This is a genomic window from Rheinheimera sp. 4Y26, from assembly GCF_025245835.1.
GTDB lineage: Bacteria > Pseudomonadota > Gammaproteobacteria > Enterobacterales > Alteromonadaceae > Pararheinheimera.
This window is the reverse complement of the sequence record NZ_JAOBWS010000004.1, coordinates 139,635-161,524: the sequence shown is the minus strand read 5'-3', so window position 1 is coordinate 161,524 and position 21,890 is coordinate 139,635. Positions and strand designations below refer to the sequence as shown.

The following is a 21,890-nucleotide window of genomic DNA, read 5'->3' as shown; positions in this document are numbered from 1 at the left end:
CGGCAGTGCAATTTTCTGTTCCTGATTTAACCACTACCGAAGCTTCAGCGCAGCCGCGGCCAGCAAAGCACAGAAACGAGACTTATAAGATGTGGATTTTATTTACTTTATTAGCTGCATTTATGCAGGCCTGGCGCAACGCCTTTCAAAAACAACTGAGTGTGGATGTGAATGTGTTGGGGGTAACGCTGGCGCGTTTTATTTACGCCAGCCCGTTAGCGGCTTTGTATCTGTGGGGTTTGTATCAATCGCCCGATGCTCTGATGCCGGTATTTCACGGCAACTTTGTATTTTATGTGGTGGCCGCGTCTTTGATGCAAATTCTGGCCACAGCCTTGATGGTGGTGCTTTTTAAGCAAAAAAATTACGCCATAGGCGTTGGGCTTGCCAAAAGTGAAGCCATTTTTGCTGCTGTGCTTGGGGTATTATTTTTTGCCAGCACACTGACCCCACTGGGCTGGCTTGGGGTTGTGCTTGGTGGCATTGCAGTATTTTTATTAAGTGGTTTAACCAGCATCAACACCATCAGTTGGCCGACAGTGCTGATAGGCGGCGCTTCCGGCTTAGCCTTTGCGCTCACGTCGCTCTGGGTACGGGAGGCCAGTTTAGCCCTTGGCTTGCCATTTCCTTATGGTGCGGCCTGGGTACTACTGTTTGTGATTAGTTTACAAACGCTGTTATTGCTTTTTTATCTGGCGCTGCGTGACGCTAAAACCCTTAGTGCCTTATGGGCAAAACCAAGGCTGACTTTACTGACCAGTGTCAGCAGCTGTATTGGCTCTTTAGGCTGGTTTACTGCTATGAGCCTGGAAATAGTACCGCTGGTAAAAACTCTGGGTCAGGTAGAAGTGTTGTTTACCTTAATGATTTCTGCATTCTTCTTTAAGGAAAAGCTAAAACAGCAGCATTATCTCGGGCTTGGGTTAATAGTAGTGGCGGCCATTCTGGTGATGTGGGCCTGAGAAGTTTTACCTGCCGTGGCTCAACCCCATGATTGAGACAGCAGTTTCTAACTGTCAGACATTTGTTAATAAGTTAACTTTAAATAAGGTAATTGTCATATTCCTGCTTTATGCTGTGGCGCTGTCGTGCTTTTTAACAGCAAAGTGTTGAAAGTTCACGACAGTCAATCACCGGCGCAATACCAAAACCATCATGCTTGTTGATGCAAAAAACTTGTTTTTACGCGTTTTTGATAAGCCTGAACGGGTTGCCTGGTGCATCGACAAACTAACTTGGCTCTTTGCAGCTAACGAAACAACATAAATAGATAAGTATAAAGTGGGGAACTGATGAAACGTCTTATTCTGGCGGCTTGTTGCTGCCTTATTTTGCAACCAGTACAGGCTAAATTGCTGTTGTCGGAAGTGCTTTATGATGCACCGAACAATGACAGTACCGAAGAATATATCGAAATTTATAACGACAGCTGCGCTGCGGTCAGCTTAACAGGTTATAGCCTGGCCGATAACGGTGGCAGTTTTAATCTCACCGGCACCATCAGCGCCGGTGGTTATTTTGTGGTGGCAAAAAACAGCAGTGCCTTGCAGGCGCTGACCGGAAAAACTGCCAATCAGTCAGGCATGACTTTGTCACTGGGCAATAGTGGTGATTATGTGCGGCTGCGCCAGGGCAGCACCGAAATTGACTTGGTGGCTTTTGAAAATGCAGTCAGCGGCTGGGGTTTAAATGCGGTTGATAAGTCAATCGCGCGCAAAAACGTACCAGACAGCAATACTGCGGCCGACTGGCAGGTGACAACCAATGCCGGCACGCCGGGTTCCGGTGTATTCAGCACTGCTTGTGACGGCGGCGGCAGCGGCGATTCAACCACAGTTAATTTACCTACTTATTATGTTGGCACCACAGGCTTAACAGGCCCGGCACTGAAAACTGCGTTAAATAATATTTTGCGTGGTCATGTGCGTTTTAGCTACAGCGAAGTCTGGGATGCGATAAGCTACACCGACGAAGATCCGGCCAATACCAACAACGTGATTCTGCTGTACGCCGGACGCAGCACGCCAAAAACTTTCAGAGTGAATACCAGCAGCTCTCTGGATGCCTGGAACCGCGAGCACGTTTGGGCCAAGAGCCATGGTTTCCCGAATGAAAGCCAGTACGCCCATACCGACTTACATCATTTAAGACCGGAAGATGTGTCGTTAAATTCTACCCGTGGCAATAAAGACTTTGATAATGGCGGCACAGCCGTTGCCGAAGCGCCGTTGAATAAAACCGACAGCGACAGCTTTGAGCCTCGTGCAGCGGTTAAAGGTGACGTGGCCAGGATGTTGTTTTATATGGACGTGCGTTATCAGGGCGGTGATGACAGTGGCACCCCGGATTTATCTATTCCGAATATTGCGCCAACCGGCAGTACAGCTCCACAAATGGGGAAACTTTGTGTTTTGCTCGCCTGGCATTTAGCCGATCCGGTAGACAGTTTTGAGCAGCGCCGTAACAACCGCATTTACGAGCTACAGAAAAACCGCAACCCCTTTATCGATAATCCGCAGTGGGCCAGCTCAATTTATGGCAGTTCCTGCCAGTAAAGCGACAGCGGCAACAACTGCGCTTAGTCGCTGATGCCGGTATAAACAAGCTTTTTGCACTATGACGGCCTTTGGCCGTCATTTTTTTGCTGCAAAGCCGTCACTGAGCTGGCTACAATAACGCTCTGCCGTTCAGGCTGTTGCAACTCTGACGCCGGCAGTTTGTTTGCTCAACATTGCAAGGACCAGTTATGTTATCTGCGTTACCTACAGCTTTGCCTCAAGTGCTTGGCGATGCCGACTTTCTGGCTTTTACCCTCAAACACCCACACTTTTACCCGGCAACAAGTTTTGTGCTGCAAAATGGCACAAAGTGCGACATCTGGGACACCGGGGTCATTTGTTTTACACCTGTCAGTTATGGCAATAATGACATAGTGCTGTCATCAGGTGTGCATGGTAACGAAACAGCGCCCATTGAAATATGTGCCGAGCTGGTTAAAGACATTCTGCTGCAAAAACTGCAGCTGTCAGAGCGGGTGTTGTTTTTATTCGGCAATCCGCCGGCAATGAATGCCGGAGTGCGTGAAATAAAAGACAATATGAACAGGTTTTTCTCCGGCGCTCATCAGATAGACGCTGCGGTGTTGGCAGAGGCGCCGTCTGAACAGCAGGCGGAAGCGGCAGGGCTGTCCTTTGAAAAACTCCGTTGTGCACGCTTAGAGCAATATGTCAGCCGCTTTTATCAAGCAGTGCCGGAAGGGCGTAACCGTGCTTTATACGATTTACACACCGCCATTCGGGGTTCCAAATTTGAAAAATTTGCGGTGTATCCTTATTTGCACGGCAAACCCTGGTCTGAGCAACAACTGACCTTATGGGCCAGCTGTGGCGTGAACACTTTTTTATTAATGCAAACGCCGGCCACCACTTTTAGTTATTACGGCGCCCAGCAGCACAACGCCCATGCTTTTACGCTGGAGCTTGGCAAAGCGCGGCCTTTTGGCCAAAACGACCATAGCCGTTTTGCTGATGTTGCACTGCTGCTCCGAAATCTGATCAGTGGCGTTCAAATCAGCAGCAAAACTTTTGCCGAACAAGATTTTCATTTGTTTGAGGTATATCGCGCCATTAACAAAAAAACTGAGGCGTTTGAGCTTTGTTTTGCCGCAGATATCGAAAACTTTACCCAGTTTGCGCCCGGCACAGTGCTGGCCAGGGACGAAGGTATTGAATATGTGGTAGAGCAGCCGGGTGAAGCGCTCATTTTCCCCAATGCCAAAGTAGCCATAGGCCAAAGAGCCATGCTGATGGTGAAACCCATTTCAGTGGCAGGCCGAACAGCCTGAGTGACCGGGACTGTCAAAAAAGCCACATGTGTTGTGGCTTTTTTATGCCTGGGTGTCTTGTCAGAGCAGTGACTAAACTTCGAAACACAAAGTGCTGCGCCGCTATGCACGACATGCGGCTGAGAAGGGCCGGATCAACATTTCTTGCCGCTTTGTTTTGGCTTTCTGCTAATTTTTAATGGCTGATCCGGTTGCAATGCAGTTTACGTAAAGGTAAAGTTGCGGCGCATTCTGAAAATCGATCATATTCTAAAAACAAGAATAGCGGGTGCTGCAGGCGCAGCTCAGATTGACGTTGACGTAAAGCCCTGATGGGTACTTGCTGTGAGTACTAAAAACAAGGGCAGTTAAAACGTTATCTGAAGCGCCAGCTTAAACGGCACCATGGGGAGAAGCTGGTTTTGCCTGCCACAAATTGCCACAGAGCAATGGTGCGCCGCCAGTCTGGTTCAATTCAAGGTAATGCCGGCAAACAACCAAGGTCCGCGTTACCCGAAACCTAAAGAGAGACCTATGACCAACCCTAACAACGCCACCATTTCGACTGTGCATACAGCCGGATTTACCAGTGGGCACGCGTTACAGATCCCAACTCTTCGTATTCTGCAGGACGACGGTACTATTTACCCTGGTGCTGTGGCACCTGAACTGGACAAAGAAACCGCGCTGAAAATGTATCACAGCATGAGTTTTATCCGGGTACTGGACGAGCGTATGCTTGCTGCGCAGCGTCAGGGCCGCATCAGCTTTTATATGCAGTGTTTAGGCGAAGAAGCCGCCACAGTCGGCAGTGCAGCTGCGCTGGATGACAAAGACATGATCATGGCGCAATACCGTGAACAGGGTGCTTTACGTTACCGTGGTTTTTCGCTGGAACAGTTTATGAACCAGCTGTTCTCCAACGAAAAAGACCTTGGTAAAGGCCGTCAGATGCCAGTGCATTACGGCTCAAAAGATATTTATTACATGACCATTTCAAGCCCGCTGGGTACCCAAATCCCGCAAGCAGCAGGTTATGCCTACGCGCAAAAACTGCGTGGTTTATCCAACGTCACCATTTGTTATTTTGGGGAAGGCGCAGCCTCTGAAGGTGACTTCCACGCCGGTTTAAATATGGCCGCTGTGCACAAAGCGCCGGTGCTGTTTTTCTGCCGTAACAATGGTTATGCCATTTCTACCCCTGCTAACGAGCAGTTTAAAGGTGACGGTATTGCCTGTCGTGCTGTCGGTTATGGCATGAAAGCCATCCGGGTGGATGGCGCCGACATTCTGGCCGTGTACCAGGCGACTAAAATGGCGCGTGAATATGCGCTTGAGACCAACGAGCCGGTGTTGCTCGAGTCTATCGCCTACCGTTTAGGCGCGCATTCATCGTCTGACGACCCAAGTGGTTATCGCAGCAAGGAAGAAGAAGAACACTGGCGCAAAAACGACCCTATTTCGCGTTTCCGTTTATGGTTATTGGCCAAAGGCTGGCTGGATGATGAAGCCGACAAAGCACAGATTGAAGCATTGCGTGCTGAAATTCTGGATGCATTAAAAGTGGCAGAAAAAGTGGCAAAACCTGGCATTGAACACTTGATTTCTGATGTGTACGCCGAACCTATCCCTGAACTTGAGCGTCAGCTGGCTGAACTCAAAGCGCACATCCGTAAATATCCGGATGCTTATCCAATCACTTCAGGGAGAATGTCATAATGGCGAAGATGAATATGTTGCAGGCCATTAATAACGCCCTTGATCTGGCGATGGCCAAAGACAGCACCGTAGTTTGTTTTGGTGAAGACGTTGGCCACTTTGGTGGTGTGTTCCGTGCAACCTCTAAACTGCAGGAAAAATACGGCAAAGACCGCTGTTTTAATACCCCATTAACTGAACAGGGTATTGCTGGTTTTGCCAATGGCATGGCATCACAGGGCATGAAGCCTGTGGCTGAAATTCAGTTTGCCGACTACATTTTTCCGGCCTTTGACCAGATCGTCAACGAAACCGCCAAGTTCCGTTACCGCTCAGGCAATGAATTTAATGTCGGTGGTTTGGTGTTTCGCACGCCATACGGCGGTGGTATCGCGGGTGGTCATTACCACAGCCAGTCACCTGAAGCTTATTTTGCCCACACCCCGGGTTTAAAAATTGCGGTACCTCGTGACCCATACCAGGCCAAAGGTTTGTTACTGGCGTCTATCGCTTCAGAAGATCCGGTGATTTTCTTTGAACCTAAAAAACTGTACCGTGCCTCCACCGGCGAAGTGCCGGAAGAGTATTACGAAATTCCTTTAGGCGTGGCCGAAGTGATGCAGGAAGGCAAAGACGTGACAGTGCTTGCCTGGGGCGCGCAAATTGAAATTTGCCAAAAAGCCATTGAAATGGCTGCGGCACAAGGCATTTCCTGTGAGCTGATTGACCTTCGCAGCATTCTGCCCTGGGATGTGGAAACCGTAGTGAAGTCGGTGACCAAAACCGGCCGTTTAGTCATTAACCACGAAGCACCTTTAACAGGCGGTTTTGCCGGTGAAATTGCCGCGACTATTCAGCAACGTTGTTTCCTGCATCTGGAAAGCCCGATTGCACGGGTATGTGGTTTAGATACACCGTATCCACTGGCGCTGGAACGTGAATACGTGGCAGATCATTTAAAAACTTTTGAAGCTATTGTGGCTTCAGTGAAGTTCTGATCCAAACCTGATAGAGGCGATAATGAAAAAAGATTTTATTCTGCCGGATATCGGTGAAGGTATTGTCGAATGTGAACTGGTCGAATGGCTGGTGAAAGAAGGCGACACCATAGTTGAAGATCAGCCGGTTTGTGACGTGATGACCGACAAAGCACTGGTGCAAATTCCATCGGTGTTTAACGGCGTGGTCAGCAAGTTGTATTACAACAAAGGTGATATTGCCAAAGTGCACGCACCTTTATTTGAAATGCAAATTGCCGGTGAAACTGCCACCCCAACTTCAGCACCAGTGGCTCAGGCACAAACAGCTGCGACTCAGACCGCCGCGGTTTCCGGCAAAATCACTGAAGACTTCCTGCTGCCGGATATCGGCGAAGGTATTGTTGAATGTGAAGTGGTGGATTGGCTGGTCAAAGAAGGTGATGTCATTGCCGAAGATCAGCCGGTCTGTGATGTGATGACCGACAAAGCTTTAGTACAAATTCCGGCCAAATATGCCGGCAAAGTGGTAAAGCTTTATACCGCTAAAGGTCAGATTGCCAAAGTGCACGCGCCACTTTTTGCCATCGAAAGAGTGGTGGAAGGTGCAGCTGCGGCAGTAGCAGCACATTCAGCAGCGCCAGCTGCTACGCCAGTTGCTGCCAGTGTCACAAATGCCCCAACAGCAATGTCGGCAACAGTGGTTGCCACAGTGGTAGCCAATAACGGCAAAGCAGTGGCAAGCCCTGCAGTACGTCGTTTAGCCCGTGAACTGAATGTTGATTTAACTCAGGTGGCAGGCTCTGGCGCCAAAGGCCGTGTTTATAAAGAAGATGTACAGAAATTTGTCAGTGGTGGCGCATCAGCGCCGGTTTGCGCCGCAAAAACAGCCGCTGCTGTGACATCAGCAACAACGGCAGCAGTTGCTGCTTCTGCAGTGAACACGGGCGGTCGTCGTGTCGAGCCTATTAAAGGCATTAAAGCGGCGATGGCACGGCAAATGGCTGAGTCGGTGTCGACTATTCCACACTTTACTTATTGTGAAGAGATTGATTTAACAGACTTAATCGCGCTTCGGCTGAGCTTAAAAGACGGTCTTGCCAAGCAGGGCGTCAAGCTCACGATGATGCCGTTCTTTATGAAAGCGATGTCATTGGCATTAAATGAGTTCCCGATTTTAAATAGCCAGGTGAACAGCGATTGTTCTGAAATTACTTATTTTGACGATCACAATATAGGTATCGCCGTAGACTCTAAAGTGGGTTTGCTGGTGCCGAATGTGAAAGGTTGTCAGCATAAGTCGATTGTCGAAATTGCCAAGGACTTAACCAAACTGACCGATTCAGCCCGTGAAGGCCGTGTTAGCCCAAGCGACTTAAAAGGTGGCACTATCACCATATCTAACATTGGTGCTATTGGCGGCACAGTAGCAACGCCTATTATCAATAAACCTGAAGTGGCTATTGTTGCCCTTGGCAAGGTGCAGCAGCTGCCGCGTTTTGACAACAAAGGCCATGTGGTTGCACGCTCTATCATGCAGGTCAGCTGGTCTGGTGATCACCGTGTGATTGATGGCGGCACTATTGCCCGCTTTACCAACCTGTGGAAACAGTATCTGGAAGAGCCGAGCAGTATGCTGGTGAATATGCGTTAAGCCAAAGCGCGAGACAGAGTTTGAACAACAAACCCACCATTTTGGTGGGTTTGTTGTTTTTCATCAGCGTGTTTTACGACGGAAGTCGCATAGCAGCGTCTGCACTTTTCAGGCTTAATCAGCCTGAGTGATTATTTTCAAGAGCTCTTTATGCGAGAAATAAGCCGGCTCACACCCAAAGCGACGCAAGTCATTCTGGCAGGTATTGCAGCTTTAATTCTCAGTGTTGGTTTATCGCGTTTTGCTTACACCCCAATGCTGCCGCTGATGCTTGCAGAGACTGAACTGAGCAAAGCGCAGGGCAGCTTTCTGGCCACCTTTAATTATCTCGGTTATCTGACAGGCGCCTTAACTGTGGCCTGGCTGAGTAACAACAACACAAAATTACGGCTGTATCGTGTCGCTTTGCTGTTGTCGGTACTCAGCACCTTTGGCATGGGACTGACCACCGACTTCAGTTATTGGGCTTTTTTACGTTTTGCCGGCGGCTTTGCCAGCATTGCCGGTTTATTACTGGCGTCAGCTTTTGTACTGAATTATCTCACCAGAAGCGGTTTTAAACCGCAACTGGGCGGCCATTTTATCGGTATGGGCGCAGGTATTTTGTTATCTGGTCTTGTTTGTTCCCTTTATGCAGAAAACTTACGCTGGGATCAGCTGTGGTGGGTGTTTGCAGCATTGAGCCTGTTATTACTGTTTCCAGCCTGGTGCTGGCTACCTGCGCCACAACCATTATCTGGCAACAGAAATAACCACAGTCCAGAGCGCGGCCAGTGGCTTAGGACGATGCTGATGGTTTATTTTTGCGCCGGTTTTGCTTTTGCCACCGGCACCACTTTTATCCTGCTTGAGCTTGAAAATATTCGGTCCTTGCAAAACCTTGGCGCCTGGATCTGGGTTGGTGTTGGACTTGTGACCACGCCGGCACCTTTTATCTGGGATGCTCTGGCGCGCCGTTTTGGCCTTGAAAACGCTTTGTTACAGGCCTTAGTTTTGCAAATTATCGCAATGTTATTGCCGCTATATAACCAAAGCGCGCTCTCAGGCGTGTTGGGCGCTTTGTTATTTGGCATCACTTTTATTGGTATTGTCAGCCTGATGCTGACGCTCGCCGGGCGGCGTTATCAGCACAATGCAGCAGCGGCCATGGGCAAACTCACCTTAAGTTATGGTCTGGCACAAATCATCGCGCCCTGGCTTGCCGGTGTTGCAGTGCAATACAGTGGCAATTTTCAGCTGATGTTACAGCTCTCAGCGCTGTTATTGGGGATAGCTGTGGTGCTGATGTGGCGACTTCAGCCGCAACGGCCGCAACAACAACTTTGACAACGGCTGATTTACCGTACGCAAATCACGTGGTAACGTCCTGTCGTTTAACAAAGTATGTTTAACACAGCAATTTTCTCAGCGGTAGCAACAGAGTTCAGCATGGAAAAACACCAGCTTCGCAATTTCTACATTCCGGAAGAACAGTCCTTTTATCTGCTCAATGCCAACGACGCTAAAAAACTCAAAGACTGGGTGGCACTTTGTATTGAAGAGCTGCAAAAGCTGGGGTATCGCGACATTGAGCTGGTGGGCAAAGGCGCTTATGGTTTTGCTTTTGCCGGCCTTGATCAGCGCAACGAACAATGTGTGTTTAAATTTTCCCGTATTAATCTGCCACAACATATTCAGGAAAGGCTCGCCGACGAAGCCTTTATGCTGTCGCAACTGAATCATGCCAATGTGCCACGTTATATCACTTATCAGCTGATCAAAAAGCAGGGCATTTTGATGATGGGCCGGGCCAAAGGGGTGGATCTGGAACAGTACAGCCTGCGCCATGGCCGCTTGCCGGTGCGGCTGGTCATTGATATTGCCGCTCAGCTGGCTGCATTATTAAAAGTGCTGCGCAGTCATCACAAAGACGGCGAACTTTGCCCGATAGTGCATGGTGATATTAAACCCTCCAACATAGTGTTTGATGAACAAAGCGGTCAAATCAGCCTGGTGGACTGGGGCTCGTCGGTGTTTGCCCAGACGGACGAGCAGGGCCAGTACATCAGCAATAATGTGATGCAGCTGATGTCAGCCGATTTACAAACGTCCAACGCCAGGTTGGGGGATGTGTATTTTATCGGCACCGAGCAGCGCCTTGGCGCTTTATCCAGCCCCAGATTTGACGAACAGGGTGTGGCCGGTACCTTATATGCGCTGGCGTCGGGGCAGTCCTGTCGTTTTGGCCGTAAAGCCATTCCGGCCCGCAGCCTGGGTTTACCGATGGAATTTGCCACTATCCTCGACAGTATGCTGGCCGACGACGCACAGCTACGCGCTGATGCCGGCGATTATTTCCTCAAAGTGATGCCAAGGCTAAAGCAGCTGGTACTGCCTGAACTCAGGTTATTTGATGACAATCCCTTGTTGCCGGTACGCGCTAACGATGAAACAAAAGAACTGGATACAGTGGTGTATTCGTCGCGTAAATCATTTTTACGCGAGCACAGCGAAGAAGCGGGTATTCAGTATGTGGACGATGTCCAGCTGGAGCGTTATTACAAAAACTATCTGGAAGGCATGGGCGAAACGGAAAAAGCCTTTGTTGCTGCGGTAAGCCGGCTGGCACGTTATCCGGTGGTGGGAGGGCTTGCCATTCACTGGCAACAGCAGGGGGTTTATATTGATTGTAATCTGCACCTCTACGACGCCGGGCTTTATAGTGCATTTAGCCTGGCGGTGAATAATGTGGTTTATCTGGCGCAGGCCATTGGCAAAGTCGGTATTTTTAAAGCCTGTTTGTTTAATGCCCGTCAGACGATTCATTTATCCAGAACCAGCACTGAACATCCTTTTGCCGCCGCTGCTGGTACTTGTATTCCTTATGAAGTGGCATCTACGTTAAGTCCGGATGACAGCAGCAAACAACATTCGTATTTTGAAGATGGGAAAGATCCGGACGAACAGCTGGTGTTACCGGACGCTATTATGGCGGACATTGCCAAACTGAACCTTATCAGGCACAGCGGCTGTATAATTTTTGAAGTAACCACACTTTATATGAAAATTCACAGTTATTTTCATTTGCTTGATCCGGCAAAAGAGCAGGAGTTCAGTGCGTTATTAGCGAATATCGTCAAAAATATCCCGCTTATTGCCGGAGAAGGTGTAGGTGGTTTTATGAAATTGCCGCACAAAGACACCCGTTTTTTTCCACACCAGATAGTACAGAATGCCCGCTATTATCCGGCCAATCCGAAGCAAAGTAGTGGCTTATCAAGCTAATATCAGATTTTCGTAATATTTTTCACCGGCCTCTCTGGCCTCTGCTACCTTTGACTTGAGGTATAACCTGCTTTTGCGGGCAACCATAACGGACTTTGGTTATCGCTATGAGTGACGAAAAAGATTGGTCAGCACAACAACTGCAAATTTTTAAAGCTATCGCCGATAACTCGGGGGCTGTGATTGGTGCCAAATCACTGGATGGCGAATATCTGTATGTGAACCAACAATACGGCCGGCTGTTTCAGCGGCCGGTCAGCGACTTTGTTGGTCGCAAAGACAGTGAGTTATTCCCGGCCGAAACCGCAGCTCAGTTCAGGCGTGCCGATCTTTTGGCACAACAAAGCAATACCCCAATCAGTGTGGAAGAAGTGGTGCCGGTGGACGGTATAGACCGTGATTTTTTATCGATTAAATTCCCGATTTATTCCACCGAAGGCAAATTATTTGCCACTGGTCTTGTGGCAGCCGACATTAGCAAAATCAAAGATTTACAGCGTCAGTTACAAAGTATGGCTGATCATGACGTGCTGACCGAGTGCTACAACAGACGAAAAATTCTGGAAATTGCCGGGCTTTATCTGAAAAAAGCCCGCAGATACCAGCAGGATCTGGCGGTGCTGGTTTTTGATTTAGACCATTTTAAGCAGGTGAATGACACCTTTGGCCATGCCGTAGGTGACTGTATTTTAAGTGGTTTTGTCGACAGAGTGAACGCGGAGTTGCGTAAGCCGGATGAGTTAGGGCGTCTGGGTGGTGAAGAGTTTATTGCAGTGTTGCCGGACACCAGTGCGGTATCTGCGCTGGCGCTTGCCGAGCGGATCCGCGAAAAAATTGCACTCTGGTATCCGGAGCAACTTGCCGGCCAGCAAGTGACCAGCAGTATCGGCATTGCCGGATTTTCCTTGTCTTTACAATCGCTGGATGAACTGGTTGCTGCTGCCGATCACGCTTTGTATCAGGCTAAAGCCAATGGCCGCAATTGTGTCAGGCTGTATTAAGTCGTATTGAAGACTTCAATAATCAGCAAAAACCTTGAATACACAGGTTGTTTTTATTCTGACAGCATTTAACTGCTTTTTTTCATTTGGCGCTGCGCCTATGATAACGGCCTTAACTTCGGAGGCCGTTATGCCACAAATGTTTTATCTGTTTCATTTTTTCCTGCTGTTGATGGCAGTGAGTTTCAGCGCACAGTTACAGGCGCAGGTGCGCGACCAGCATAGTTTTTCCAATCCTGAACAAATCAGCTCCCGCCATCTGTTATTGGATGTTACTGTCGATTTTGACAAGTCTGAACTGCGTGGTTTTGTTGAACATCAACTGAAACGACAGCAGCAGGATGCCAACACCCTCGTACTTGATAGTCGCGCTCTGGTCATTGAAAAAGTATTACAGCAAAAAGCTGACGGGCAGTGGGCGAGCGCTTATTTTCAGTTAGGCGAAGCGGCCGGCATTCTGGGCCAAAGCCTGAGTATTCAGCTATCACCAGGCAGTCAGAAAGTACGGGTGTATTATCACACTACAGCAGATAGCAGCGGTTTGCAGTGGTTAAGCCCGGCGCAAACCAGTGAAAAACAGCAGCCGTTTTTGTTTAGCCAATCTCAGGCAATTCATGCCAGAAGCTGGATCCCACTGCAGGACACGCCGGCGGTCAGGGTGAGTTACCAGGCGCGCATCCGCACCCCAAAACAATTATTGGCAGTAATGAGTGCTGATAACAGCAAAAATACCGAACGTGACGGCGATTATCACTTTGACATGCCACAACCTGTGCCGTCCTATCTGCTGGCTTTAGCTGTAGGCGATTTGCACTTTCAGAGCATGTCAGCGCAAACCGGCGTTTATGCCGAAAAAACCTGGCTGAAAAAAGCAGTGAATGAGTTTGCCGACACTCAGGCCATGATGGATGTGGCGTCTAAGCTATATGGTCAGTATCCATGGGGCCGTTATGATTTATTAATTTTGCCGGCCAGTTTTCCCTTTGGTGGCATGGAAAATCCACGTTTGTCTTTTATTACCCCTACAGTGATCACCGGCGATAAAAGTCTGGTCAGTCTGATAGCCCACGAGCTGGCGCATTCCTGGTCGGGTAATTTAATCACCAACAGCAACTGGGAAGATTTGTGGTTAAACGAAGGTTTTACCAACTTTTTTGAAAACAGACTCATGGCGGAAGTGTACGGCAAAGGCCGCGCCGATATGGAATACAGCCTGAGTGTGGCCGAATTAACCCGCACTATGCCGGATTTAACACAAGCCGATCAGGCATTAAAGCTCAAGCTCCAGGGCCGCGACCCGGATGAAGCATTTAGCCCTGTCGCTTATGTCAAAGGTCAGCTGTTTTTAAGTTTTCTGGAACAACGCTTTGGCCGCGAGCGGTTTGATCAGTTTGTGTCTTTATATTTTAAAACTTTTGCTTTTCGGTCGATGGATACAGCGCGGTTTTTACAGTTTTTACAAACCAATCTGTTAGATAAATACCCGCAAGTGGTGTCTAAGGCCGAAGTTGAGCAATGGGTATTTCAGGGTGGCTTGCCGGACACTTATCCAAAACGGCCATCCGATGCCTTTAGCGACGTAGAAAAGCAGCTTGCGCTTTTTGTTGCCGGCACACCCCAGTGGCAAACAAGCCAGTGGACAGTACACCAGTGGCTGCACTTACTGGATAAGTTACCGCGTCAGTTGTCGGGACAACAGCTAATCAACCTTGATCAGCAATTTGGCTTTAGTCAAAGCCAGAATGCGGAATTATTTGTGGCATGGAGCCGGCTTGCGGTGCCACTCAATTACGAAGCCTTAAAACAGCCGTTACGGCAGTTTTTATTAAAAGTAGGGCGTTCCAAGTTTGTGGTGCCGCTGTATCGGGCACTGGCACATAATCCACACTGGCAGGATTTTGCCAAACAGGTTTATCAACAGGCACGGCCGGGTTATCACCCGCTGACCCAGGCGCAGGTCGATAAAATCGTGCAATAACCCCAAAGCGACCGGCAACATCATTTAACAGTTTCTATTCAGAGCCGCCATTAACATGGCGGCTCTGATATTTCAGCCAGAGTTCATCGGCAGCTGGCAGGCTTATGTTTTGGCGAAAGATTGCATAAACACCACAAAAGGAACACATCAATGAAAATGATATTGCCTCTGACCATGTTGACGCTGCTATTGAGCACTCAGGCACTGGCTCAGGAACAAATAGCGCTCATCTCAGTGCAGGGCTCGGGTGTTGTACAAGCGGCGCCGGACAGGGCCAGACTGCAAATGACAGTGGGCAGCAGGCAAACGTCGGTGAGTAAAGCCAAAACAGAAGTTGACGCTAAAATTGCGCAACTGACCGCTATGGTGCAACAACTGGGTGTTGCCAGCAGCGACATTAATAATGCACCGCTGCGTATCTACCCTGAATATCAGCAGGATCAAAAGGCGGTTGAGATGTACCGGGTTGAACGCGAGCTGACGGTACAGGTGCGTGACTTAAGCAAATATCCGGCGTTATTAGAGCAGGCCGCTGCACTTGGCATTACACAACTGGCGCCGGCTGAGCTTGTTGTCTCTGAACCTGCACCTTTGTATCAGCAGGCGCTGCAACTGGCTTACGCCGATGCTGAGCAAAAAGCGCAGCAGTTGGCCAGATTAAGCGGACGGAAGATCAAGCAGGTACATCAAATTCAGGAGCAGGGCGCTTCACCGGCGCCCATGCATAAAATGGCAATGATGGCCTCTGATACAGTGCAATTTGGTAATAATCAGGTACGTGCTGAGCTGTCAATACAGTTTGAACTGGCAAAGCCCTGATAAATGTTCTGGCTAAAGGTTTAAATTTAAAGCCAAACCAAGTAAGGTAGTGGCCTTTGTGATAGTCAGATACTGAACACCCATGTTTGCTGAAAAATTAGACTTTTACCGCACATTAACAGCGCAGGCACAGGCGCTGATCGCAGATGAAACCGACCTGATTGCCAATATGGCCAACCTGAGCGCTTTGTTATTTAATGAAATGCCTGATCTGAACTGGTCAGGCTTTTACATTTTAAGACAAGGTGAATTGGTGTTAGGCCCATTCCAGGGTAAACCTGCTTGTGTCCGCATTCCTGTCGGCAAAGGCGTTTGTGGTACTGCAGTGGCAACAGGCGAAATCCAGCTGGTGAAAGATGTGCACGAGTTCCCTGGCCATATTGCCTGTGACGCAGCCAGCAATTCAGAAATCGTGTTGCCGGTCAGACTGCGCGATGAAATCATCGCTGTTCTGGATATCGACAGCCCATCGCTTGCCCGTTTTGATGACGCCGATCAACAAGGATTGGCAGCGCTGGTGGCTGTTTTTGAAGATCGGTTGGAACAAACTTTATGAAGGATTTGGTTTCAATCCATGATTACCTGTTCGGCGTTGGCGATGTCGGCGACTGGGAAGGTGATGAAGAGTTGGTTGCAGACCGGATCAATGCTATATACCATGCGGTATGGCAACAAATTCCCGATGACACTGAAGTTGCACTGATAGACAAACTGATGCGTGATATCTGGGACCAGCTGCGTGGCAGTCTGGTGCTGATTGAAGCCGACGAATACGAATTAATCGACTGGGCTTTGGCTCACACCAGAAAAGTTCTGGATAAAGCCCTCGATGAAGATGATGCTGACGATGACGACAGCGATACCGATGTAGATGACGAAGAAGATGAAGAGTATTAATGCATGACCAGCCAAGTCGAACCGCAAGTTAAACCACACAACGTGAAAGAAATCGTAGCCTTATTAAGTGAACAGTTTCCACTGTGTTTCACGCTGACTGGTGAAGCGAAACCGCTGAAAATCGGTATCTTCCAGGATTTGGTTGAACGTTTAAAAGACAATCCGCAGCTGAGCAAAACTCAGTTGCGTCAGGCGCTGCGCGTCTACACCTCCAGCTGGCGTTATCTGGACGCAGTGAAAGAAGGGGTGGCCAGGGTCGATCTGGATGGCACAGCGGGCGAGCTGATTGACCAGCAGCAAGCTGAACATGCATTAAAAACCCTGACTGAAAGCAAAGCAAAAGCAGCTGAAGTTCGTAAAGCAAAAATTGCTGAACAAAAAGCCAAACAGCAGGCGCAAAAACCAAAAGCAGCTGCTGTTGCCGGTGCTGAGCGTAAAACTGACAAAACTGGTTACAAAAAACCGGCAACAAAGTCTGCCGCTGCAGCAGCAAAAAGTTCTACTCTGAAAGAACCACGGCCGAAAGCTCAGCCAGCCCCGGCTGCTGAAAAAGAATTGCAGGCCGTTGCGACAGATAAGTTGGTGGTGGGCGCTAAAGTTTTAGTCAAACTAGGACAGAACCCAATGCCAGCTACCGTAGTCGAAGTGGTTAAACAGGACGTCGTAGTGCAGTTAGCCTCTGGTATGGTGGTCAAAACGCATAGCGGCAGTTTGTATCAGGCTTAACAACGCAGAGTCTCAGATGAAAAGATTATCCGGTATAGCGGCAGCATTGCTGCTGATCTCAGGCAGTACGGTACTGGCAGCGGTAAATTCCGATACTGTGGTGATGCCAAAGCTGGCGCAGTTGGACCAGCATTTCACCGCCAGTAAAAGGGTTGCGGCAATTTTTACCCGTGGTCATTATCTGCAGGTGCAGATTGACGACGAGTTATCAGCCAAAGTGTTTGAACGCTATCTGGATAGTCTGGATTATTTCCACAACGTGATGCTCAAAAGTGACATTGACGGTTTTGCCCAATACAAGTTTCAGTTTGACGATGCCATTCAAAAAGGCCAGTTTGATTTTGCCTATCAGATGTTTAACCTGAGTCTGCAACGTCGTGCTGAACGTTTTGATTACGCAATTTCTTTGCTGGACAAGCCCTTCGATTTTACCACTGCCGATCAATACGAATATGAAAGGGAAGGCGCTCCCTGGCCTGCGGACATGGCGCAGCTCAACGAGTTATGGCGTCAGCGGGTAAAATTTGATGCGTTAAACCTGAAGTTAGCTGGTAAAAACGAGACTGAAATCAAAGACATCTTATTAAAACGTTATAAGAGCGCAAAAAAACGGCTGGCACAAACGGAAAGTGAAGATGTATTTCAGCTGGTCCTGAACTCTTATGCCCGTAGTATCGAAGCTCACACTTCTTATTTGTCCCCACGTAACGCTGACCGTTTCCAGCAGGAAATGAACCTGAGCCTTGAAGGTATTGGTGCTGTGTTGCAGCTGGACGATGACTACACCACCATTGCCAGTCTGGTGCCCGGTGGTCCGGCTGATTTAACCAAAAAGCTGAAACCAAAAGACCGTATTGTTGGCGTGGCACAGGGCAATGAAGATTTTGTTGATGTGGTCGGCTGGCGTCTGGATGATGTGGTAGACCTAATCAAAGGCCCTAAAGGCTCGAAAGTCCGTTTGCAGGTGATGGCGGCCAGCGATACGGCAGGGGCGACGCCACAACAAATCGAAATTATCCGCGATAAGATCCGTCTGGAAGACAGAGCAGCCAAAGGCGAAGTATTTAAGTCGATGCTGCATCAGAATGGCAAAAACATCGGTGTGATTAATATCCCGAGTTTTTACAACAACCTGACAGAAGATGTGCGCAAAGAGCTGGCTGCACTCAAAGAGCAGAAAGTCGAAGGTATTATTGTTGATTTACGTGGCAACGGCGGTGGTTCATTACCTGAAGCCATTACGCTGACGGGTCTGTTTATTGATAAAGGCCCGGTGGTGCAAATTCGTGAAGGTAACGGTCGCATTACCCAAAATGACGATACCGACGCCAGTGTATTTTACGAAGGCCCGCTTACCGTGATGGTGGACCGTTATAGTGCTTCAGCGTCGGAAATTTTTGCCGCTGCGCTGCAGGATTATGGTCGTGCTGTGATTGTGGGTGAACACACTTTCGGTAAAGGCACGGTGCAGCAACACCGTGGCCTGGGCCGGATTTATGACACCTTCGACGGTGAGCTTGGCAGTGTGCAATACACTATTGCGAAGTTTTACCGTATCAACGGTGGCAGCACCCAGCACAAAGGTGTGGTGCCTGATATCACCTTCCCATCACCGATAGATCCGGCTGAATGGGGCGAAAGCAAAGAGAAAAACGCCTTGCCATGGGACTCCATTGCACCTGCCGGCTATAGCAGTGCAACCGACATCAAAGTGGCTTTACCAATTCTGATGGAAAAACACCAGCAACGTATTGCCAAAGAGCCGGAGTTTAAGTTCCTGCTGGCAGACATAGCTGAATATCAGAAAGAAAAAGATGTAAAAACTGTTTCTCTGAACGAAAAAGAACGTATCGCGAAAAAAGATGAATTGGCCGCCCGTGAACTGGCCCGTACCAATGAACGTCTGGCCAGATTAAAGTTGCCTCCGGTAAAAAAAGCGGAAGACGCACCTGAAGTGCTGGAAAAACTGGATCCTTTCCTGGAAGAGACAGCGCTTATCACTGCAGATCTGATCATGAGCAGTAAACTGGCGAAAAAATAGTTCAGCCGCTTTACGCTCGACCGACAAAGGACTGGTTTCAGTCCTTTGTGTTTTTTTGTGTCGTTTATTTTAGGTTTTACGCATGTCACAGCGCCGTCCTTCTGTTCATGGCCAATGGTCCAGCCGTTTTACATTTATTATCGCCGCTACAGGTGCCGCCGTTGGTCTTGGCAATATCTGGAAGTTCCCATACATCATGGGGCAAAACGGCGGTGGCGCCTTTGTGCTCGTCTATCTGCTGGCAATTTTATTAATTGGTTTGCCGGTACTGATGGCCGAAGTACTGATGGGTAAAAGAGGGCGGCAAAGCCCTGGTTTATCAGCACGTATACTGGCGCTGGAAGCCAATGCCCATCCGTATTGGCAACTGACTGGCTGGATTGGTCTTTTTGCCGGATTTTTGATTTTGTCATTTTATTCGGTGATTGCCGGCTGGGCTTTTGCTTATGTTGGTAAAGCGGCCACAGGGGAATTTGCCGGCAAATCCGCTACCGAACTTGGGCAGATGTTCGGTCAGTTTTCAACAGATAGCAGTAATTTGTTGCTCTGGACCACGGTCGTCATTGTGACCACCTGTGCCGTGGTTGCGCGTGGTCTCAAAAATGGTCTGGAACGTGCCGTAAAATGGATGATGCCGGCTTTGTATTTACTTTTAGTTGGCATGGCAATATATGCCTGTCTGACCGGTGAGTTTTTACAGGCAGCCCGTTTTATGTTTTACCCGGACTTTTCCAAACTGACGATGAATGGGGTGCTGATAGCTTTGGGCCATGCCTTTTTCAGCCTGAGTTTAGCCTCTGGTGTGATGATGATTTATGGCGCTTATTTACCCAATAACGTTTCTATAGTTCGCACATCGGTGTGGATTGCACTGGCTGATACGTCAGTGGCGCTTATTGCCGCTATGGTGATTTATCCGATAGTGTTCAGTCAGGGATTAGACGCAGGTCAGGGGCCTGGCCTTATTTTTGTCACTTTACCCGTCGCTTTTACCACTATGCCGGGCGGAGCCGTGCTCGGGCCAATATTTTTTATTATGCTGGTGCTGGCTGCTTTTACCTCCACCATAGCCATGATGGAGTCGGTGGTGGCATGGCTGGTTGAATCTAAAGGATTTAACCGGGTACCTGCTGCTTTGCTTGGCGGCGTGGTGCTCTGGAGTTTAAGTCTGTTGACGGTATTCTCCTTTAGTGGTGCGGCCTGGTCACAGTTTGACTTTCATTTTATTGGCAAAGACGTTCACAACTTTTTTGAGTTTATTGATCATCTGACCTCAGATATTCTGCTACCGCTGGGCGGCTTGTCGGTGGCATTATTTACCGGTTGGGTGATGAAACGTCATGCCATCGAAGAAGAGTTGAATACAACGCCACTTGCTTATACTATCTGGCGCTTCTGTATCCGCTGGTTCACACCTGTGGCAATAGTCGCAGTGTTTTTGAATCTGGTTGGCGTACTCTGACAATTACAAAAAACGCCCTTAAGGGCAACTGAGTAGCAATAATGACAAATCAAATCAAAAGACCCAGTCTGCTGGATGCGTTAATTCCACTGGTGGTATTAATCATCCTGTTAAGCCTGTCGGTATACCTTTACGGCAGTGATTCCTCTTATGGTCCAAACCAAATCGCGCTTTTTGTTGGGGCTGCTATCGCCGTCATTATCGGCTTAAAAAATGGTTACAGCTGGGCTGAGATGGAAAAAGCCATGATCCATGGCATTTCATTGTCGCTGGGCGCTGTGCTGATTCTGTTTGCCGTAGGCGCACTGATTGGCACCTGGTTACTGGCAGGTACAGTACCGGCTTTAATCTATTACGGGCTGCAAGTGCTGGATCCAGCCTGGTTTTATGCGGCTACCTGTATTTTATGCGCCATTGTGTCTATGTCTATCGGCAGCTCATGGACCACAGCCGCAACCATAGGTGTCGCGTTGATTGGCGTGTCAGTGGGGCTTGGTTTGTCACCGGTCATCACTGCGGGTGCAATTATCAGCGGTGCTTATTTTGGTGATAAAATTTCGCCTTTGTCAGACACCACCAATCTGGCGCCGGCCGTGGCAGGTGCTGAACTGTTTGACCATATCCGCCATATGACCTGGACCACAATTCCAAGTCTGGTTATTGCCATTGTTATTTTTGCTGCTCTGGGCTTCAACAGTGGAGCTGTCGCGGACGCAGAAAAAATAGTCAAACTCAGCGCTGATTTACAGGCGCAGTTTAATATCGGCTTGTTGAACCTGGTGCCTATGCTGGTGCTGATGATCATGGCGATTAAAAAAGTACCTGCTTTCCCAACAGTGTTTATCGGTGCATTACTCGGAGGTGTCTGGGCATTGCTGTTCCAGCCTGAACTGGTGAATAAAATGGCGGATGACACTTTGCCGACAGCGCTTGGCTTGCTCAAAGTGATCTGGAGCACATTACATAGCGGTTTTGTGATCGAAAGCGGAAATGCTGAACTGGATAAGTTATTGTCCGGCGGTGGTATGGCAAAAATGATGAACACTGTCTGGCTGATTATGTCGGCCATGGTTTTTGGTTCGGTGCTTGAGCACACAGGTTTATTGCGCCGTTTTGTGGAAGCGATTCTGGCCAAAGCGCATAGCACAGGCTCTTTAATCACCAGTACTATTGCGACCTGTATTGCCACCAATATTCTGACTGCTGATCAGTATATGGCCATTGTGATGCCGGGCAGAATGTATAAAGACGAATATGCCAGAAGAGGGCTGGCACCAGTGAATCTGTCACGCACGCTGGAAGACGGCGGCACCATTACCAGTCCGCTGGTGCCCTGGAATACCTGTGGTGCCTATATGCATGGCGTGCTCAACGTCAGCCCGCTGGAATACATTTTTTATGCGTTCTTCAACCTGATTAATCCGGTTTTAGCCATTATCTATGCGTACTGCGGTATCAAGATCCTGAAACTGACACCACCAACGTCAGTGCCAAACCCGGTGGCAATTAAAGGCTGATGTCATTGCAGCGGTCGCTGTAATATCGCTTAG

At 48.8% G+C, this 21,890-nt stretch carries 17 protein-coding genes; all 17 read left to right on the top strand.

Annotated features, from left to right (window positions below):
* The first annotated feature begins 89 nt into the window (after positions 1–89).
* The 17 genes from N3Z11_RS07470 (at position 90) to nhaC (ending at position 21,857) form a co-directional block, all read left to right on the top strand.
* Positions 90–962 (top strand): DMT family transporter, encoded by an 873-nt coding sequence (locus N3Z11_RS07470; protein ID WP_260656536.1) that lies wholly within the window; start codon positions 90–92, stop codon positions 960–962.
* Positions 963–1,292: 330 nt separating this feature from the next.
* Complete coding sequence (locus N3Z11_RS07465; RefSeq protein WP_260656535.1) at positions 1,293–2,555, top strand: endonuclease; 1,263 nt, start codon at positions 1,293–1,295, stop codon at positions 2,553–2,555.
* A 191-nt stretch (positions 2,556–2,746) separates the two neighbouring features.
* Positions 2,747–3,844 (top strand): succinylglutamate desuccinylase, encoded by a 1,098-nt coding sequence (astE, locus tag N3Z11_RS07460; protein WP_260656534.1) that lies wholly within the window; start codon positions 2,747–2,749, stop codon positions 3,842–3,844.
* A gap of 513 nt (positions 3,845–4,357) precedes the next feature.
* Positions 4,358–5,542: a thiamine pyrophosphate-dependent dehydrogenase E1 component subunit alpha gene (locus tag N3Z11_RS07455; protein ID WP_260656533.1), complete on the top strand. Its 1,185-nt coding sequence runs from the start codon at positions 4,358–4,360 to the stop codon at positions 5,540–5,542.
* Positions 5,542–6,519 carry an alpha-ketoacid dehydrogenase subunit beta gene (locus tag N3Z11_RS07450; protein WP_260656532.1) on the top strand — a complete coding sequence of 326 codons (978 nt, stop codon included), beginning with the start codon at positions 5,542–5,544 and terminating at the stop codon, positions 6,517–6,519. Before N3Z11_RS07455 ends, N3Z11_RS07450 begins: the two co-directional genes overlap by 1 nt.
* Positions 6,520–6,541: 22 nt before the next feature.
* Positions 6,542–8,152, top strand: coding sequence for a dihydrolipoyllysine-residue acetyltransferase (locus tag N3Z11_RS07445; protein WP_260656531.1), 1,611 nt, complete (start codon positions 6,542–6,544; stop codon positions 8,150–8,152).
* A gap of 150 nt (positions 8,153–8,302) precedes the next feature.
* Complete coding sequence (locus tag N3Z11_RS07440) at positions 8,303–9,478, top strand: YbfB/YjiJ family MFS transporter (protein ID WP_260656530.1); 1,176 nt, start codon at positions 8,303–8,305, stop codon at positions 9,476–9,478.
* A 102-nt stretch (positions 9,479–9,580) separates the two neighbouring features.
* The gene (locus N3Z11_RS07435; RefSeq protein WP_260656529.1) at positions 9,581–11,416 is read left to right on the top strand and encodes a protein kinase domain-containing protein; all 1,836 of its coding nucleotides are present in this window, start codon (positions 9,581–9,583) and stop codon (positions 11,414–11,416) included.
* Between the two features lie 107 nt (positions 11,417–11,523).
* The gene (locus N3Z11_RS07430) at positions 11,524–12,417 is read left to right on the top strand and encodes a GGDEF domain-containing protein (RefSeq protein ID WP_260656528.1); all 894 of its coding nucleotides are present in this window, start codon (positions 11,524–11,526) and stop codon (positions 12,415–12,417) included.
* 130 nt (positions 12,418–12,547) lie between these two features.
* Positions 12,548–14,395, top strand: coding sequence for a M1 family metallopeptidase (locus tag N3Z11_RS07425; RefSeq protein ID WP_260656527.1), 1,848 nt, complete (start codon positions 12,548–12,550; stop codon positions 14,393–14,395).
* A 150-nt stretch (positions 14,396–14,545) separates the two neighbouring features.
* Positions 14,546–15,214 carry an SIMPL domain-containing protein gene (locus N3Z11_RS07420; RefSeq protein WP_260656526.1) on the top strand — a complete coding sequence of 223 codons (669 nt, stop codon included), beginning with the start codon at positions 14,546–14,548 and terminating at the stop codon, positions 15,212–15,214.
* 82 nt (positions 15,215–15,296) lie between these two features.
* The gene (locus N3Z11_RS07415; RefSeq protein WP_260656525.1) at positions 15,297–15,770 is read left to right on the top strand and encodes a GAF domain-containing protein; all 474 of its coding nucleotides are present in this window, start codon (positions 15,297–15,299) and stop codon (positions 15,768–15,770) included.
* Complete coding sequence (locus tag N3Z11_RS07410; RefSeq protein WP_260656524.1) at positions 15,767–16,111, top strand: hypothetical protein; 345 nt, start codon at positions 15,767–15,769, stop codon at positions 16,109–16,111. The genes N3Z11_RS07415 and N3Z11_RS07410 overlap by 4 nt, the downstream gene beginning before the upstream one ends.
* 3 nt (positions 16,112–16,114) lie before the next feature.
* Positions 16,115–16,837 (top strand): RNA chaperone ProQ, encoded by a 723-nt coding sequence (proQ, locus tag N3Z11_RS07405; RefSeq protein ID WP_260656523.1) that lies wholly within the window; start codon positions 16,115–16,117, stop codon positions 16,835–16,837.
* 16 nt (positions 16,838–16,853) lie between these two features.
* Positions 16,854–18,878 carry a carboxy terminal-processing peptidase gene (gene prc, locus N3Z11_RS07400; RefSeq protein WP_260656522.1) on the top strand — a complete coding sequence of 675 codons (2,025 nt, stop codon included), beginning with the start codon at positions 16,854–16,856 and terminating at the stop codon, positions 18,876–18,878.
* Between the two features lie 82 nt (positions 18,879–18,960).
* Positions 18,961–20,340, top strand: a complete 1,380-nt coding sequence (locus N3Z11_RS07395) for a sodium-dependent transporter (protein WP_260656521.1) — start codon at positions 18,961–18,963, stop codon at positions 20,338–20,340.
* A gap of 41 nt (positions 20,341–20,381) precedes the next feature.
* Positions 20,382–21,857: a Na+/H+ antiporter NhaC gene (gene nhaC / locus N3Z11_RS07390; protein ID WP_260656520.1), complete on the top strand. Its 1,476-nt coding sequence runs from the start codon at positions 20,382–20,384 to the stop codon at positions 21,855–21,857.
* Positions 21,858–21,890: the final 33 nt, after the last annotated feature.

What these genes read in the sequence shown, in the direction of transcription:
- N3Z11_RS07470 (WP_260656536.1), top strand. Translation starts at nt 90, where the DNA reads ATGTGGATTTTATTTACTTTATTAGCTGCATTTATGCAGGCCTGGCGC.
- N3Z11_RS07465 (WP_260656535.1), top strand. Translation starts at nt 1,293, where the DNA reads ATGAAACGTCTTATTCTGGCGGCTTGTTGCTGCCTTATTTTGCAACCA.
- astE (WP_260656534.1), top strand. Translation starts at nt 2,747, where the DNA reads ATGTTATCTGCGTTACCTACAGCTTTGCCTCAAGTGCTTGGCGATGCC.
- N3Z11_RS07455 (WP_260656533.1), top strand. Translation starts at nt 4,358, where the DNA reads ATGACCAACCCTAACAACGCCACCATTTCGACTGTGCATACAGCCGGA.
- N3Z11_RS07450 (WP_260656532.1), top strand. Translation starts at nt 5,542, where the DNA reads ATGGCGAAGATGAATATGTTGCAGGCCATTAATAACGCCCTTGATCTG.
- N3Z11_RS07445 (WP_260656531.1), top strand. Translation starts at nt 6,542, where the DNA reads ATGAAAAAAGATTTTATTCTGCCGGATATCGGTGAAGGTATTGTCGAA.
- N3Z11_RS07440 (WP_260656530.1), top strand. Translation starts at nt 8,303, where the DNA reads ATGCGAGAAATAAGCCGGCTCACACCCAAAGCGACGCAAGTCATTCTG.
- N3Z11_RS07435 (WP_260656529.1), top strand. Translation starts at nt 9,581, where the DNA reads ATGGAAAAACACCAGCTTCGCAATTTCTACATTCCGGAAGAACAGTCC.
- N3Z11_RS07430 (WP_260656528.1), top strand. Translation starts at nt 11,524, where the DNA reads ATGAGTGACGAAAAAGATTGGTCAGCACAACAACTGCAAATTTTTAAA.
- N3Z11_RS07425 (WP_260656527.1), top strand. Translation starts at nt 12,548, where the DNA reads ATGCCACAAATGTTTTATCTGTTTCATTTTTTCCTGCTGTTGATGGCA.
- N3Z11_RS07420 (WP_260656526.1), top strand. Translation starts at nt 14,546, where the DNA reads ATGAAAATGATATTGCCTCTGACCATGTTGACGCTGCTATTGAGCACT.
- N3Z11_RS07415 (WP_260656525.1), top strand. Translation starts at nt 15,297, where the DNA reads ATGTTTGCTGAAAAATTAGACTTTTACCGCACATTAACAGCGCAGGCA.
- N3Z11_RS07410 (WP_260656524.1), top strand. Translation starts at nt 15,767, where the DNA reads ATGAAGGATTTGGTTTCAATCCATGATTACCTGTTCGGCGTTGGCGAT.
- proQ (WP_260656523.1), top strand. Translation starts at nt 16,115, where the DNA reads ATGACCAGCCAAGTCGAACCGCAAGTTAAACCACACAACGTGAAAGAA.
- prc (WP_260656522.1), top strand. Translation starts at nt 16,854, where the DNA reads ATGAAAAGATTATCCGGTATAGCGGCAGCATTGCTGCTGATCTCAGGC.
- N3Z11_RS07395 (WP_260656521.1), top strand. Translation starts at nt 18,961, where the DNA reads ATGTCACAGCGCCGTCCTTCTGTTCATGGCCAATGGTCCAGCCGTTTT.
- nhaC (WP_260656520.1), top strand. Translation starts at nt 20,382, where the DNA reads ATGACAAATCAAATCAAAAGACCCAGTCTGCTGGATGCGTTAATTCCA.